The organism is Chryseobacterium sp. POE27, assembly GCF_039727685.1.
Classification (GTDB): domain Bacteria; phylum Bacteroidota; class Bacteroidia; order Flavobacteriales; family Weeksellaceae; genus Chryseobacterium.
Genome location: NZ_CP152475.1, coordinates 2273897 through 2287952, shown reverse-complemented (window position 1 = coordinate 2287952; position 14056 = coordinate 2273897). Strand labels below are relative to the sequence as shown.

The 14056-nt window shown below is 39.2% G+C and carries 10 protein-coding genes; 7 read left to right on the top strand and 3 right to left on the bottom strand.

Annotated elements, in window-relative coordinates:
- The first annotated feature begins 113 nt into the window (after positions 1–113).
- The 3 genes from AAHI02_RS10810 to AAHI02_RS10800 all read left to right on the top strand — a co-directional run bounded on the left by AAHI02_RS10810 (position 114) and on the right by AAHI02_RS10800 (position 7020).
- Positions 114–6410, top strand: a complete 6297-nt coding sequence (locus tag AAHI02_RS10810) for a GEVED domain-containing protein (RefSeq protein ID WP_346983256.1) — start codon at positions 114–116, stop codon at positions 6408–6410.
- A 25-nt stretch (positions 6411–6435) separates the two neighbouring features.
- Positions 6436–6558: a T9SS type A sorting domain-containing protein gene (locus tag AAHI02_RS10805; protein WP_346983255.1), complete on the top strand. Its 123-nt coding sequence runs from the start codon at positions 6436–6438 to the stop codon at positions 6556–6558.
- Positions 6559–6648: 90 nt separating this feature from the next.
- Positions 6649–7020, top strand: coding sequence for a hypothetical protein (locus AAHI02_RS10800; RefSeq protein WP_346983254.1), 372 nt, complete (start codon positions 6649–6651; stop codon positions 7018–7020).
- Between the two features lie 60 nt (positions 7021–7080).
- Here the strand turns inward: AAHI02_RS10800 and coaE are convergent, their stop codons facing one another.
- The 3 genes from coaE to ruvB form a co-directional block, all read right to left on the bottom strand.
- On the bottom strand, positions 7081–7713 hold the full coding sequence (gene coaE / locus AAHI02_RS10795; protein ID WP_346983253.1) for a dephospho-CoA kinase: 633 nt from the start codon (positions 7711–7713) through the stop codon (positions 7081–7083).
- Between the two features lie 8 nt (positions 7714–7721).
- On the bottom strand, positions 7722–8588 hold the full coding sequence (locus tag AAHI02_RS10790; protein ID WP_346983252.1) for an MBL fold metallo-hydrolase: 867 nt from the start codon (positions 8586–8588) through the stop codon (positions 7722–7724).
- 147 nt (positions 8589–8735) lie between these two features.
- Positions 8736–9758, bottom strand: coding sequence for a Holliday junction branch migration DNA helicase RuvB (gene ruvB, locus AAHI02_RS10785; protein ID WP_346983251.1), 1023 nt, complete (start codon positions 9756–9758; stop codon positions 8736–8738).
- A gap of 300 nt (positions 9759–10058) precedes the next feature.
- Between ruvB and hutI the strand changes: the two genes are divergently transcribed.
- From hutI to AAHI02_RS10765, 4 genes are all read left to right on the top strand, one after another.
- On the top strand, positions 10059–11288 hold the full coding sequence (gene hutI / locus AAHI02_RS10780; RefSeq protein ID WP_346983250.1) for an imidazolonepropionase: 1230 nt from the start codon (positions 10059–10061) through the stop codon (positions 11286–11288).
- 8 nt (positions 11289–11296) lie between these two features.
- Complete coding sequence (locus AAHI02_RS10775) at positions 11297–11686, top strand: hypothetical protein (protein ID WP_346983249.1); 390 nt, start codon at positions 11297–11299, stop codon at positions 11684–11686.
- A 17-nt stretch (positions 11687–11703) separates the two neighbouring features.
- Positions 11704–12618 (top strand): formimidoylglutamase, encoded by a 915-nt coding sequence (gene hutG, locus AAHI02_RS10770; RefSeq protein WP_346983248.1) that lies wholly within the window; start codon positions 11704–11706, stop codon positions 12616–12618.
- A 122-nt stretch (positions 12619–12740) separates the two neighbouring features.
- Complete coding sequence (locus tag AAHI02_RS10765) at positions 12741–14033, top strand: NAD-dependent succinate-semialdehyde dehydrogenase (RefSeq protein ID WP_346983247.1); 1293 nt, start codon at positions 12741–12743, stop codon at positions 14031–14033.
- The last annotated feature ends 23 nt before the right edge of the window (positions 14034–14056 follow it).

Sequence of the window (14056 nt, the reverse complement as noted above, 5' to 3'; positions counted from 1 at the left end):
TTTAATAGTTAATTTAAATTATTGTGAAATTTATACAAAATAATTATTTATATTTTCGAATTAATAATAAAAAATGTTTAGATTTGTGTAATTAATATAATATTGAGAAAGTTATGAAGAAAAAATTTACTTCTTTCTTTTTCCTCTTTTTGTTTGCGATCACCAGTGCACAATGGAGTCCCACGGCATTCAGAGGAGAAAAAACAAGAGCAGGCTCCGATATTAAGAGCTATTACACTCTAAACATTTCTTTACTAAAGTCTCAATTGGCAAAAGCTCAGGAAACCGGAAAAAATGCAAAACCTGTTACGATTTCTTTGCCAACTTTAGAAGGAAAAATTGAAAAATTTGCCGTTTACAGCTTCCCTGTGGTCGTAAAGGAATTGGCAGATCAGTATCAATTGGGATCTTATGTCGGTGTCGGGATTGATGATCCCGGTAAATACCTTAGATTCAGTTTGGCACCAGACGATTTTCAGTCGATGATTATCAAAAATGGAGTCTCTGAATTTATCGAGCCTGCAGACAAGGACAAAACAGTGTATGGTGTGCACCCCAAAACTGATAAAAGTCGCGAAGGTTTTCTTTGTTCAATGAATGAAAACCAATTAACCAAGCAAGAGATTGATAAGCTTTATAAAGCAGGAAAATCATTCAGTAATCAGTCAACCGATTTTGCAAAATCTTCTGATAAAAAATACAGAACGATGAGATTGGCAATGTCTGTTACAGGAGAATACACGCAATATTTTGGTGGTACCGTGGCTAATGCATTAACTGCAATAAATGCTACATTAACCAGAGTAAACGGTGTATTTGAGAAAGACTTTGCACTGCATCTGAATTTGCAGAATTTTCCGGGCGTAATTTATACGGATCCGGCCACTGACCCTTATTCTCCTGCAGCGCAGATGAATAACTGGAATCTTCAGTTGCAACAGACACTTACGACAAATGTTGGCAGTGCCAACTACGATATAGGTCACCTTTTCGGAGCTTCCGGAGGTGGTGGAAATGCGGGATGTATTGGCTGCGTATGCGTTGATCCTGCCAATAGTAATGCTACACAAAAAGGTTCAGGATACACATCTCCTGCCGATGGTATTCCGCAGGGAGATAATTTTGATATTGATTATGTAGCTCATGAAATGGGACACCAGTTTGGTGCAAACCATACATTTTCACATGGCCTGGAAACTGCTGGTGTAAACGTAGAACCGGGTTCCGGCTCTACTATTATGGGATATGCGGGAATTACCGGTGCGAATACCGACGTTCAGGCTCATTCGGATCCTTATTTTCATGCGGTAAGTATTACTCAGGTTCAGAATAACCTTACCAATAAAACCTGCGACGTCGAAACGGCAATTACCAATAACCCACCTGTAATTACACCATTGCCTACCTATAATATTCCTAAAGGTACGGCTTTCGTTTTAACAGCTTCTGCAACAGATGCTGAAAATGATCCAATGACGTATTGCTGGGAAGAAGTAGATAATGCCAACGTTACAATCAATAAAAACAACCTGGGAACAACTGCGAGTGGAGCTACGTTCAGATCATTCAATCCAACGACAAGCCCAACAAGGTATTTCCCTAAATTGTCATCAGTTTTATCAGGGGTTGTAAATAATTCCAATAACGGATGGGAATCTGTTTCTACTGTTGCAAGAACTACCAATTTCAGAGTAACGGTAAGAGATAACAATCCTGTTCCTACCCAGCAGCAGACACAGTATGCCAATCAGCAGATTATTGTTGGGAACGACGGCCCTTTTAAAGTAACCACCACTACGGCTTACAATAATGGTCCTACTTCTGTTACATGGGATGTTGTAAATACTACTGCAGCTCCATATAATGTAGCAAATGTAAAGATTGATTATACAACCGACAATGGTGTGACCTGGACAGTTGCTTCAGCTTCTACCGCTAATGATGGTAATGAATCTTTAAATCTTACAGGTCTTACGTTAGGAGGTAATGTGAAAATCAGAGTAAGTTCCATCGGAAACGTGTTTTATGCAATTGGAAGTGCTACAGTAGCGAATTTAGCCAGTTGTACAGGAGCTGCTCCGACAGGAATTGTAGTGTCTGCAATCACACAAACTACAGCCACTGTTACGTGGACTGCGACAGCAAACTCAACTTACGTAGTTCAGTATCGTCCGTTGGGAAGCACAACATGGATCACTATTCCGTCTACAGGAAATTCTGTGAATCTTGCAGGTTTAAGCGACGGAATTCAATATGAGGTACAAGTTGCTACCGTTTGTACAGGTGTTCAGGGGCCTTTCTCTGCATCTACGAACTTCACTACGCTGGGCCTTAATTACTGTACCATGACGTCCAGTAACTTTAACGATGAATATATCTCTAACGTTACGGTAACACCAACTGGTGCGGCAGTAATGATTAACAACTCAACAGGATCTACTTATACAGATTACACAGCCACACCAAGTGCTTTGGTAAATCTTGTAATAGGATCCGCAGCGAATACAATATCAGTTAGCAAATTCTGGACAGGAACTACTTTCAGTGAAGGGGTAGGTGTTTGGATTGATTTCAATAGAAACGGTGTGTTTGAAGCATCTGAACAGATCATGAATACTCCGGCGAATACCACAACTCCGGTTACGGCTACTTTCGCTGTACCTGCAACGGCTTATAATGGCCCCGCTACTACGAGAATGAGAGTGGCAATGCAGTTCTTTAATTCTCCTACGATGTGTACAAGTTTTACTTATGGAGAGGTTGAGGATTATGCCGTGAAATTAATTCAGCCGATAGCTTGTACAAGTAATGCTCCGTTAAACCTTACAGTTACCAACCTTACAGCAACATCTGCTTATGTAATGTGGGATCCTGCTGTAGGAGCTACGTATATATTACAATACAGACCTTTAGGTTCTACAACATGGACGACTGTTCCGTTGACATCAAATGCTTATACAATCAATGGATTATCAGAGCAATCGTCATATGAAGTTCAGGTAGCGTATGTGTGTTCAGGTACTACAGGAACATTTACGGCTCCTTATCAGTTTACAACACCACAGGTTACTTACTGTACAATTACTTCAAATAATAACACTAATGGTTATATTTCTAATGTAACAGTTACTCCTACCAATTCATATGTTATGAGTAATAATTCAGGGGCAAATACGTACACCAACTATTCTCCGGATCCTGCTAAACTTATTACATTAGTTCGTAACACTACAAACAACAGTATATCTGTTTCTAAATCATGGTTGGGCACATTTAACTCATCATTAGCGGTGGGTGCATGGATTGACTTTAACAGAAACGGTATCTTTGAAACAAACGAAAGAGTAATCAGTACGACAGCAAGTACAACAACTCCTATCAGTGCTACATTCATTGTTCCGGCAACCGCTTATAATGGCCCGCTGACTTTAAGAATGAGAGTGATTTTCTCTACGAGTACCATTTCAAACCCTTGTGCAACAGTAGCCGATGGAGAAATTGAGGATTATGCTGTGAAGATCATTGATCTTTCGCCTTGTTCTGCAGCACCGCCATCTCCGATTGTTGTTTCAAACGTTACCTCTTCTACCGCTTTGGTTTCCTGGATCACTGCGACAGGGGCAACTTATACATTGAGATACAGAACGGGTACAGGCGCATGGACAATCATTGCGCCGGCAACAAATCCTTATTCAATCATTAACCTAAATGGTAATACAACATATGAAGTACAGGTAGCAACTATTTGTGGAGGTACTACAGGAGCATGGTCAAGTTCAGTAAACTTTACCACTCCGGCGATATCTTACTGTAATTCCGGTACGGCAAGTGTTACAGACGGTTACATTAATAATATTACGGTAACAGGTACTGCTACGCCTACGATGTCTAATAACTCAGGGCCTAGTACTTATACCGATTATTCTAATGATGTTACGAAAATCATCACGCTGGCAAGAAACTCTACCAATAATGTACTTTCTGTAGGAAGAACAATATTATCAGGTACTTATTCTACCTATGCATGGATAGACTTTAACGGGGACGGAATATTTAATAATAACCCTACCACTGTGCCAGGAGGAGAAAGAATCATGAATCTTGGTTACTCTTCCACAACACCTGTTACAGCTACATTCCCTGTTCCTGCCGGAGCTTATTCAGGAACGAATAAAGTGAAAATGCGTGTCATTGTATATTATTTAACACCAACAGACGCATGCTCAGTTCTTACAAGTAACGGAGAAGTTGAAGATTATCAGGTGAAATTTATAGATATTCAGCCTTGTACTACAGCTGCTCCTTCGGGAATTACGGTATCAAACATTGCGGCTACTACAGCTACAATATCATGGATATCTTCTACAGGTGCTACCTATCTTGTAAGATGGAGAACAACCAACCCTGTAGGAGCATGGAACGTTTCTCCTGCGCCAATCACCGGAAACTCTTACAATATTACCGGACTTACGGAGCAAACTGCCTACGAAGTGCAGGTAGCTACGATATGTGGAGGAACTCAGGGACCTTGGTCTTCATCTACACCATTTACCACCACGCCGATTACGTATTGTAATATGACGGGTACCGGAACAACTGATTATATTTCAAATGTTACCATAACATCTGTGAATCCGGGAATTCCTCCGATGAGTAATACTTCAGTTCAGACAAACTATATCAGCTATACAACACCGGCGACATTAGTTAATCTGGAAATAGGTTCTACGGGCAATCAGATTTCGGTTGCTAAAAATGGAGGGCAGAGTGATGCTGTATCTGCATGGATCGATTTCAACAGAAACGGAGTGTTTGAAACCAACGAGCAAATCATGACTTCTCCGGCAAGTACAACAAGTCCTGTTACAGCTACTTTTGCGGTGCCAGCAAATGCATATAACGGAGCTTTAACAACAACAATGAGAGTTGTGCTGAAGCGTACAAGTGCTCCTGTAATGTGTCAAAACGCAGTAAACGGCGAGGTTGAAGACTACGCCGTGAAGCTAAGACCGTGCTCTACAACAGTACCTACAAATTTAGCATTCAATACCATTACCCACACGTCTGCTAATATTACATGGACTGTACCTACAGGAGGTCTTACGTTTATTGTAAGATACAGAGTGGCCGGTACATCTACATGGACAGAAGTGGTGACTTCAACACTAACAGGAAACCCGCCTTTGGCTTTAACAGGTTTAACTCCTGCAACAACATACGAAGTGCAGATTGCTGCAAGCTGCGGAACAACACCGGGAACATTTACACCGGTTCAGACTTTCACAACAAGATGTGATCCTACACCTCCGAATGTTACAATTGGTACCGTAACGGCGAACTCTGCAGTGGTAAGCTGGGCGCCGGTAGTGCCAAGTGCAACGTATGTATTAAGATACAGAATCGTAGGAACAACATTATGGACTACCGTAAATATTACAACACCTCCATTGAATACTTATACGATTCCGGGACTTAGCCCATATACAACGTATGAAGTACAGGTAGCCAATATCTGTAATGGAGAAACAACAGTAAATGCATGGTCTAATCCTAAAGTATTTACTACTGAAAGAACATGTGAATTACCTCCTCCGGGACTTACGATTACGAATCTTACACCAACAACTGCCATAGTGGTTTGGGATCCATTCCCGGGTGCAACCTATATCATAAGATATAGAAAGGTTGGTATCCCGAGCTGGACGACGGTGACTTCGAATACCAATACCATCACACTGACAGGATTGTTGGAATTGACACAGTACGAGTTACAGGTTGCCAACGTATGTAGCGGTACGCCGGGTACTTATACACTGCCGTACTTCTTTACAACTCCTACTGTAATATATTGTAATATGTCTGCTGCATCATCTACATCAGGATATATTTCTAAAGTTAAGGTGGAGCCAAACGGTAAAGCTGCAATGGAAAATGCATCAGGAGCATCCAATTATACAGATTATACAGGTGTTCCGTTGAAGTTCATAGAATTGATTCAGGGTTCTTCAAACAACCAGATTACAATTGATAAAAAACTTTCCGGAAATACTGAAGCAGGTATAGCAGTTTGGATTGATTTCAACAGAAACGGATATTTTGATATCAACGAGAGAATCATGGCCATTGCTCCAAATGCAGATCCTACTGCAAGCGGAACGTTTACTGTACCGGCAGATGCTTTCATCAGCCTGACAGATTACAAATATGTAGTCATGAGAGTTGCAATGGCGAAAGATGCTATTCCGGTAAACTGTACCAACTTCCCGAATGGAGAGGTAGAAGATTATACCGTGAGAATATCTAAACCTATTGTTCCTAACCCAATCAACCAGACGGATATTTTAATCTATCCGAATCCGGTAAGCACAGTATTGTATGTGAAAAATATCAGCAAAAAAAGCGAATTATAAGATCTACAATGCAGCAGGGCAATTGGTGTCAAACGGAATTATCCTGAACAACAAGATTGATGTACATACATTAATAAATGGTGTTTACATCATCGACATTCAGGATGGAAATGATATCTCCGTTCAGAAGAAATTTATTAAAGAATAAATACATTTAACTATTAATCATTTTAACAGGCTCTCATTACTGAGGGCCTGTTTTTTTTGTTTACTACCTTTTAGTAATGAAATATAAGGTATGAAGGCTACATCTAATAACAGTAAATCAAAACCCGAGGTCAGTAAGGTCATACTCAAGGTAAGTAGAGCTATACCCGAGGTAAGTAGAGCTATACCCAAGGTAAGTAGGATTATACCCGAGGTAAGTGGAGCTATACCCAAGGTAAGTAAGGTTATACTCAAGGGACGTGAGATTATACCCAACGTAAGTAGACTCATACTCAAGGTAAATGAGATTATACCCGACCTAAGTAGACTCATACCCGAGGTCAGTAAAGTTATACTCAAGGTAAGTAGAGCTATACCCAAGGTAAGTAGGATTATACCCGAGGTTAGTAAGGCTATACTCAAGATAAGTAGAGCAAAACTCAAAGGGTACATGACAAACTAAATGTTAGCAGAGAGAACGGTAAATAAAAAACCCGTCAGGCGACGGGCTTACTCTTATATATTATTCGATATCGAAGATCACTTTTTCTGTGTGTTCTTTGAGATCTTCCAGGTTGGTGTTGTTATAAATAATACAGTCTGCCAGTTTTATCTTGTCTTTTTCGGGCATCTGTTTTTCCATGATGGCCTGTACTTCTCTGTACGTTTTGTTGTCACGGTCCATCACTCTTTTAATTCTGATATTATCTTCGGCAGTTACCAATACGGATTTATAGCATTCTCTGTTGAGTTTTAGCTCAAACAATAAAGCCGTTTCCTTAAACACCAGATACTTGGTTTGTTTTTTTACCCAATCTTCAAAATCAATGCGTACTGCCGGATGAATGATCTTGTTTAACTGCTCAAGCAGATCTGCATTATTGAAAACCTTTTCCGCTACAAATTTTCTGTTATAAGATCCGTTTTCATCATACGCCTCTTCGCCTAAAATTTCTTTTATTTTTATCCTCAGATCTTCATTGTCATTGACGATATCTTTTGCCCTTTCATCGGAATAGTAGACCGGAAATCCGAAGTCTTCGATGAACTTTGCAACGGTGGTTTTTCCTGAGCCTATTCCGCCTGTAAGGCCAATAATCTTGGGTGATGATGGTTCCGGCTCAGCTTTCTGAGTTTCTGAATGTAATTCTTCCATAGTTTATATTAATATCCGAAAACATCATTAAAACTAAACGTCTCATCCAGTCTTACGCCTTTTTCTGTCATTTTAAGGCTTGCCAGTTCATTGTGAGCATCGTGTTCGAAGAACAGCAGATATTCATTGTCGATACATTGTTTCAGGAATTTTCCTTTTTCTTCCAGGGTAAGAAGCGGTCTTGTATCGTATCCCATCACATATACCTGGTTGATATGGCCTGCTGTAGGAATAAGGTCTGCCGCAAAAACAATTGTCTTTTCCTGATATTGGATAACAGGGAGCATTTGTTTTTCCGTGTGACCGTCAACGAAGATCACGTCCATTTTAAGCTCCGGCGCAAAACCGTAATTTCCTGTCGTAGGAAGAGGCAGGAAGTTGAGCTGGCCACTCTCCTCAATCGGGATAATGTTTTCCTTTAAAAAGCTTGCCTTTTCCCTGACATTAGGTTCTGTTGCCCATTGCCAGTGGTTTTTATTGGTCCAGAAATGAGCATTTTTAAATGCCGGTCTGTAGCCGGTTCTGTCATCATTCCATTCGATGGCTCCTCCACAGTGATCAAAATGAAGGTGAGTAAGAAAAACATCCGTAATATCTTCTCTTACAAAACCATATTTCGTTAAATTTTTATCTAATGTATCGTCTCCCCAAAGAGAATAGTGTCCGAAGAATTTCTCGTCCTGCTTATTACCCAGTCCGCAATCGATGAGGATAAGTTTTTTTCCGTCTTCTACGAGCAGAGAACGTGTTCCCAGCTCTATCAGGTTTCTTTCGTCCGCAGGATTGGTTTTTTCCCACAGACTCTTTGGGACGACTCCGAACATGGCACCGCCGTCCAGTTTAAATTTTCCACATTGTATTGGATATAATTTCATATAATATTAAGTTTATAATGTTGTTTATTTTCAATAGTTTTACCTCTGAAAAAATAAGATTTTCGAAGCAGCTTTAAAAATTATTTACCTGAAATTTTGCTGCTGCTATTGATAATTATTCTGAAATATCAGACGTTATCACTGATCTCAGAAAAGTTCTCCCGGTTTTCTCGGTATTGCAATGTTTAAATGTTTATATGCTTTGTCCGTTACCTCACGGCCTCTGGGGGTTCTGATAATAAATCCTTCCTGAATCAGAAAAGGTTCATAAACTTCTTCCAAAGTTTCCGGATTTTCCGCGATTGATGTGGCAAGAGCAGATATTCCTACCGGTTTTCCTTTAAAATTTTCAATCATTACACGCATGATTTTATTATCCATTTCATCAAGTCCGAACTCGTCTACATTTAATGAATTAAGAGCATATTTGGTAATGTTGATCTCGATTTCCCCGTTTCCTTTAATTTCTGCAAAATCACGAACCCTTCTGAGAAGAGCATTGGCAATTCTTGGAGTTCCCCGGCTTCTGCGGGCAATTTCAATGGCAGCATCTTCGTAGATCTTTACTCCCAAAACCCTTGAGCTTCTTTGAATGATCATTGATAAAAGCTCAATCGTATAATATTCCAGTCTGCTTTGAATCCCGAATCTCGCCAGCATCGGTTTGGTAAGCATTCCGCTTCGGGTAGTTGCTCCTACCAGAGTGAAAGGATTTAAACTAATCTGTACGCTTCTCGCATTCGGTCCGGTTTCCAGCATGATATCAATCTTGTAATCTTCCATGGCAGAATACAGATATTCTTCCACCACAGGAGAAAGACGGTGAATTTCATCAATAAACAGGACATCATTCTCTTCCAGATTTGTCAGTAATCCGGCAAGGCTTCCGGGTTTGTCGAGAACAGGTCCTGAAGTGATTTTACAGTTTACGCCAAGCTCATTGGCGATAATATTGGCCAGTGTTGTCTTGCCGAGCCCTGGAGGGCCATGCAGTAATACATGATCGAGCGCTCCGCCACGTTTTTTGGCAGCCGTTACGAAGACTTCAAGGTTTTCGAGTGTCTTTCTTTGTCCTGCGAAATCCCTGAAACTCTGGGGACGGATCTGTTCTTCCTGTGCTAGCTCTTCACGGGAATAATTGTCTTTATCTGGATGTAAAAAGTCAGGCATTAATTCAATTTCATTTACCGTAAAGATAAGGAAATTGAGGTTACGATTAAAGAGTGATGTTAAGATTTAAGGTTAAGGCTGAGGTTGAGGTTGAGTTGTAAGGAGGGGGGAAGCGTATGATTTACAAGATTGATTTATTTTAAGTATTTTTGGAAGAGAAAATATTATTGAACAGCCAAAGTTTGCTCCGATGTTTAAAATTTGCTTGGATTCTTATGGAATGACAAGTATTCCGCATAATTTTGTCATGTTGAAAGCATCTAAACTTTGCAAGGTTTTTAACCTCAACTTTTATAATAAATGAAACTAATTGGTCCTTTCAAACAAGTCGTAACCCTTGCCAATCTCCCATTAAGAGGAAAAATTTCTGACGAACAACTAGAAATTATTGTTGATGGTGGAATTTTAATAAATAATGATAAAATCCAGAAAGTAGGAAACTTTGAAACATTGAAATCTGAAAATCAAAGCATAGAAGTTGAAGAAATTGAAGGTGAACAAATTGTGCTTCCGGCTTTTACAGATTCACATACCCACATTTGTTTCGGGGGCAACCGGGCGAATGATTTTGCCATGCGTAATGCCGGAAAATCATACCTTGAAATCGCGGAAAGCGGTGGGGGAATATGGAGTTCGGTTCAACACACGAGAAATGCCTCTGAGGAAGAATTGTTAAAAACATTATTGGAGAGAATTGATTTTTTAATCTCTCTGGGAATAACAACCATTGAAGTAAAAAGTGGCTACGGACTCGATGTTGAAAATGAACTGAAAATGCTGCGAACGATTAAAAAAGCACAAGAACACACAAAGGCTACGTTGGTTCCTACCTGTCTTTCTGCACATCTGAAGCCAAGGGATTTTGAAGGAAGTAATGAAGAATATTTACAATATATTTTAAAAAAGATCTTACCAATAGTAAAAGAAGAAAACCTGGCGAAGAGGGTTGATATTTTTATTGAAAAATCAGCATTTCAGCCTGAAGAGAGTAAAGCTTTTCTGCTTGAGACTAAAAAACTAGGTTTTGATATAACAGTGCATGCAGACCAGTTCACTCCCGGAAGTTCCAGGATTGCGGTAGAAGTAGGAGCAAAATCTGCAGATCATTTGGAAGCGACTGTTGAGGAGGATATTGAATTCATAGCACAATCTGAAACAGTTGCCACCGCATTACCCGGAGCGAGTTTAGGATTAGGTGAGAAATTTAGTCCGGCTAGAAAATTGTTGGATGCAGGAGCCATTTTGGCTATTGCAAGTGACTGGAATCCTGGTTCTGCACCTATGGGTAATCTCATTACACAGGCATCAATTTTAGCAACCTTTGAAAAACTAACTACAGCGGAAGTGTTGGCAGGAATTACTTTCCGTTCCTCTTTTGCACTCGGATTAGATGACAGAGGAAAACTGGAAGCAGGATTGAAAGCTGATTTTGTAACATTCAAAACGGATAATTTCCAGAATGTGCTTTATCATCAGGGGAGTTTAAAGGCGGAAAGTGTTTATATTGAAGGAAGGAAGATTAATAAATAAAACTATACATGAAAAACTTTAATAGCATTAAAGAGAAATATATATTAGAAATTCCTGAAAAACATATTGATTATGCATTCAACGCAGTGAAATCAGGAACTAAAAGAGAAATTATTATTAAAAATTTAACATCAGACGTTAGAAAAGTAAATTACAAATCGGCCAATAGCATGCTTGATGAAATGTTTTCAGATAATGGGGGAGAATTCAAATATGAAAACAGAGGAGGATATTTATACTCCACATTCTATTTGATTGTCATAATTACATTACTTCTTATCATTGCATTTTCTAATGATACGAGCCTGGTTATCAAGCTTAGCTTTGCCACTATAGCTTTTTTGGTCTTGTTTTTGAGAACATTTATACCAACATTAAAAGGAAAATTCAGAGAATAATCTGTAAATAATAAACAATGATTTGGCAGGGAAGATTAGACGGAGAAGACTTGCTTTTCCACAGAATATTTCAGAGAGTAAAAGAAGAAAATAATTATGACCTCATTTCAACTAGAGATTTCGTTTTACATGGATTCGCGGTGGATGAGGGCGTGAGAAGAAATAAGGGAAGGATGGGGGCAAAAGATGCTCCTGATGTGATCAGAAAAAATATGTCCAACTTTCCGGTGATCCGTCCTGATTTTACACTGCTCGATTTTGGAAATATTACCTGTGAAAACGGTAATCTGGAAGAAACACAGAATAATCTGGCTAAAAATGTATCTAAAGTATTACTGAAAAATGGCAGATCTGTCGTTCTGGGTGGAGGACATGAGGTGACATACGCTCATTATTTAGGCATGAAAACTGCTTTTCCTGAACAGAAAATAGGTATTATTAATATTGATGCCCACTTCGATAACAGACAACCTGAAAATGAAGTAGGTCCTAGTTCAGGTACTGGTTTCTGGCAAATCGCTCAGGATGGACCCATCAATTCTCTGCATATCGGGATTCAGAGAAATTCCAATACCTTGAAATTATTCGATACGGCACATCAATACGGAATGAAGTACATATTGGCAGATGAAATCTTTTTTGAAAACCTGCCATCGATCTACCAGAGAATTAATGATTTAATTGAAAATGTAGATTACCTTTATGTTACGATATGCATGGATGTTTTTAATGCCTCCATTGCGCCAGGAGTTTCTGCATCTGCCTACAACGGTATTTTTGCTGATGCTGCATTTATGCATCTTTACAGACATATTTTGAAGAGTGAAAAACTTTTGGCACTTGATGTGGCAGAAGTTAATCCGGATTACGATATTCAGGATAGGACAGCAAGACTTGCAGCGACACTCGTTAACGAATGGATTATGATTTAACATTAATCGATAGAGAAAATCATTATTTTATATTATCCTAAGGAACACATTTTGTTCCTTTAACTACGCTTTTTTTAGGCAATAAATAAATTCATTTTTGAATTTAAAACAGAGACTACATTATGGAACAATCAATTGAAAATAAACTTATCAAAGCAGATAAGGCATTTTCAGAATGGAAAAAAATTCCATTCGAACAACGGCAAAAACTCATTGCCAAAGCATCTGAAATTTTAAAGACGCGTTCTGAAGAATTCGGAGCAATCATCACCTCGGAAATGAATAAGCCAATCTCACAGGCGATTGCTGAGGTAGAAAAATGTGCTTTAATGATGAATTATTATGCAGATGCAGAAAACATTTTAAAGCCTGAAAAAATAGAGTCTGAATATTCTTATTCTGAAATACATTATGTTCCCAAGGGGGTAATCCTGGGTGTAATGCCATGGAATTTTCCTTTCTGGCAGGTCCTCAGATTTGCGGTTCCTGCTGTTCTTGCGGGTAATACCGTTGTGCTTAAGCATGCATCGATCTGCTTCGGCAGCGGAAATGTTATCGAAAAAGTACTGCTTGAAGCTGGTTTTCCTGAAGGTGTTTTCCAGAATCTTGAAATCGGACATAAAGATGTAAAAGCAGTTCTTGAGCATAAAACTATTTCTGGAGTTAGCCTTACGGGAAGTGAGAGAGCAGGGGCTGAAGTTGCTTCCATTGCTGGACAGAATATTAAGAAATCTTTATTGGAATTAGGTGGAAGCGATGCATTCATTGTACTGGATGATGCAGATCTTGATGAAGCGGCTAAAGTTGGTGCGCTGGCAAGACTTCAGAATTGCGGACAGACTTGTGTTGCGGCTAAAAGATTTATTATTGATGAGAAAATTGAAGATGTCTTTCTTCCGAAATTTATTGAAGAATATCAGAAATTTGTTCCTGCAGATCCTATGGATAAAGCCACGAAGATTGCCGGAATGGCAAGGCCGGATCTGGCAGACGATTTAGAGAAACAGTTCAAAAAAGCTCTGGAAAATGGAGCGGAAATTATTCTTCCCTTAGAAAGAATTTCTGATAATGAATTTAAACCAGGCCTAATAAGAGTAGAAGAAGGAAACCCGATCTTACAGGAGGAGCTTTTCGGACCTTTGGGAATGGTAATGATCGCTAAAAGTGATGAAGAAGCACTACGGTTGGCCAATGATATTCCTTTTGGTCTTTCAAACTCTGTGTGGACGAAAGATAAAACCCGTCAATTATTTTTTATTGAAAATTTAGAATCCGGAACAGTCAATATCAATAGGATGACAAGTTCTGATCCTCGCTTTCCTTTTGGAGGAACAAAGACTTCAGGATATGGAACGGAGCTTTCTTTATTGGCTTTAAAAGAATTTGTGACGGCAAAAACTATTGTCGGAAATTAATATTAAAGAGAATTATTTAAACA

Bases quoted from the DNA above. Each gene is read 5' to 3' on its own strand.
- AAHI02_RS10765 (WP_346983247.1), top strand. From the start codon at position 12,741: ATGGAACAATCAATTGAAAATAAACTTATCAAAGCAGATAAGGCATTT.
- AAHI02_RS10775 (WP_346983249.1), top strand. From the start codon at position 11,297: ATGAAAAACTTTAATAGCATTAAAGAGAAATATATATTAGAAATTCCT.
- AAHI02_RS10800 (WP_346983254.1), top strand. From the start codon at position 6,649: ATGAAGGCTACATCTAATAACAGTAAATCAAAACCCGAGGTCAGTAAG.
- ruvB (WP_346983251.1), bottom strand. From the start codon at position 9,758: ATGCCTGACTTTTTACATCCAGATAAAGACAATTATTCCCGTGAAGAG.
- hutG (WP_346983248.1), top strand. From the start codon at position 11,704: ATGATTTGGCAGGGAAGATTAGACGGAGAAGACTTGCTTTTCCACAGA.
- AAHI02_RS10790 (WP_346983252.1), bottom strand. From the start codon at position 8,588: ATGAAATTATATCCAATACAATGTGGAAAATTTAAACTGGACGGCGGT.
- coaE (WP_346983253.1), bottom strand. From the start codon at position 7,713: ATGGAAGAATTACATTCAGAAACTCAGAAAGCTGAGCCGGAACCATCA.
- AAHI02_RS10810 (WP_346983256.1), top strand. From the start codon at position 114: ATGAAGAAAAAATTTACTTCTTTCTTTTTCCTCTTTTTGTTTGCGATC.
- hutI (WP_346983250.1), top strand. From the start codon at position 10,059: ATGAAACTAATTGGTCCTTTCAAACAAGTCGTAACCCTTGCCAATCTC.